This window comes from Streptomyces sp. WI03-4A, from assembly GCF_033792105.1.
Taxonomy (GTDB): Bacteria; Actinomycetota; Actinomycetes; order Streptomycetales; family Streptomycetaceae; genus Streptomyces; species Streptomyces collinus_A.
On the sequence record NZ_JARAUO010000091.1, the window covers coordinates 1 to 2,035 of the forward strand.

Consider the following 2,035-nt stretch of genomic DNA (forward strand, 5'->3'; position numbering starts at 1 on the left):
GTTCGGCGGTGTCCTACTCTCCCACAGGGTCCCCCCTGCAGTACCATCGGCGCTGTGAGGCTTAGCTTCCGGGTTCGGAATGTAACCGGGCGTTTCCCTCACGCTATGACCACCGAAACACTATGAAACTGTCGAACTTTGCCGCACCACGCTCTGTGAAACGTGGGGCCGTTCGTGGTTTCAGAACCAACACAGTGGACGCGAGCAACTGAGGACAAGCCCTCGGCCTATTAGTACCGGTCACCTCCACCAGTTACCTGGCTTCCAGATCCGGCCTATCAACCCAGTCGTCTACTGGGAGCCTTACCCCATCAAGTGGGTGGGAGTCCTCATCTCGAAGCAGGCTTCCCGCTTAGATGCTTTCAGCGGTTATCCCTCCCGAACGTAGCCAACCAGCCATGCCCTTGGCAGGACAACTGGCACACCAGAGGTTCGTCCGTCCCGGTCCTCTCGTACTAGGGACAGCCCTTCTCAAGACTCCTACGCGCACAGCGGATAGGGACCGAACTGTCTCACGACGTTCTAAACCCAGCTCGCGTACCGCTTTAATGGGCGAACAGCCCAACCCTTGGGACCGACTCCAGCCCCAGGATGCGACGAGCCGACATCGAGGTGCCAAACCATCCCGTCGATATGGACTCTTGGGGAAGATCAGCCTGTTATCCCCGGGGTACCTTTTATCCGTTGAGCGACGGCGCTTCCACAAGCCACCGCCGGATCACTAGTCCCGACTTTCGTCCCTGCTCGACCCGTCGGTCTCACAGTCAAGCTCCCTTGTGCACTTACACTCAACACCTGATTGCCAACCAGGCTGAGGGAACCTTTGGGCGCCTCCGTTACTCTTTAGGAGGCAACCGCCCCAGTTAAACTACCCATCAGACACTGTCCCTGATCCGGATCACGGACCCAGGTTAGACATCCAGCACGACCAGACTGGTATTTCAACGACGACTCCACAACCACTGGCGTGGCTGCTTCAAAGTCTCCCAGCTATCCTACACAAGCCGAACCGAACACCAATATCAAACTGTAGTAAAGGTCCCGGGGTCTTTCCGTCCTGCTGCGCGAAACGAGCATCTTTACTCGTAGTGCAATTTCACCGGGCCTATGGTTGAGACAGTCGAGAAGTCGTTACGCCATTCGTGCAGGTCGGAACTTACCCGACAAGGAATTTCGCTACCTTAGGATGGTTATAGTTACCACCGCCGTTTACTGGCGCTTAAGTTCTCAGCTTCGCCTGGACGAATCCAAGCTAACCGGTCCCCTTAACGTTCCAGCACCGGGCAGGCGTCAGTCCGTATACATCGCCTTACGGCTTCGCACGGACCTGTGTTTTTAGTAAACAGTCGCTTCTCGCTGGTCTCTGCGGCCACCCCCAGCTCACGGAGTAAATCCGATCACCGAGTGTGGCCCCCCTTCTCCCGAAGTTACGGGGGCATTTTGCCGAGTTCCTTAACCATAGTTCACCCGAACGCCTCGGTATTCTCTACCTGACCACCTGAGTCGGTTTAGGGTACGGGCCGCCATGAAACTCGCTAGAGGCTTTTCTCGACAGCATAGGATCATCCACTTCGCCACAATCGGCTCGGCATCAGGTCTCAGACTATGTGCTGTCCGGATTTACCTGGACAACGTCCTACACCCTTACCCCGGGACAACCACCGCCCGGGATGGACTACCTTCCTGCGTCACCCCATCACTCACCTACTAACCGCTTGGTTCGGCGGCTCCACCACTTTCCTTTCCCCGAAGGGTCCGGAACGGCTTCACGGCCTTAGCATCACGATGCTCGATGTTTGACGCTTCACAGCGGGTACCGGAATATCAACCGGTTATCCATCGACTACGCCTGTCGGCCTCGCCTTAGGTCCCGACTTACCCTGGGCAGATCAGCTTGACCCAGGAACCCTTAGTCAATCGGCGCAAACGTTTCTCACGTTTGTATCGCTACTCATGCCTGCATTCTCACTCGTCAACCGTCCACAACTACCTTCCGGTGCTGCTTCACCCGGCAGACGACGCTCCCCTACCCATC

The 2,035-nt window shown here is 56.8% G+C and carries 2 rRNA genes (1 of these 2 cut by a window edge); both read right to left on the bottom strand.

The window, feature by feature from the left end:
• Positions 1–117, bottom strand: a 5S ribosomal RNA gene (rrf, locus tag PV343_RS40105).
• Positions 118–210: 93 nt separating this feature from the next.
• Positions 211–2,035 (bottom strand): 23S ribosomal RNA (locus PV343_RS40110) (it continues 1,368 nt past the right edge of the window).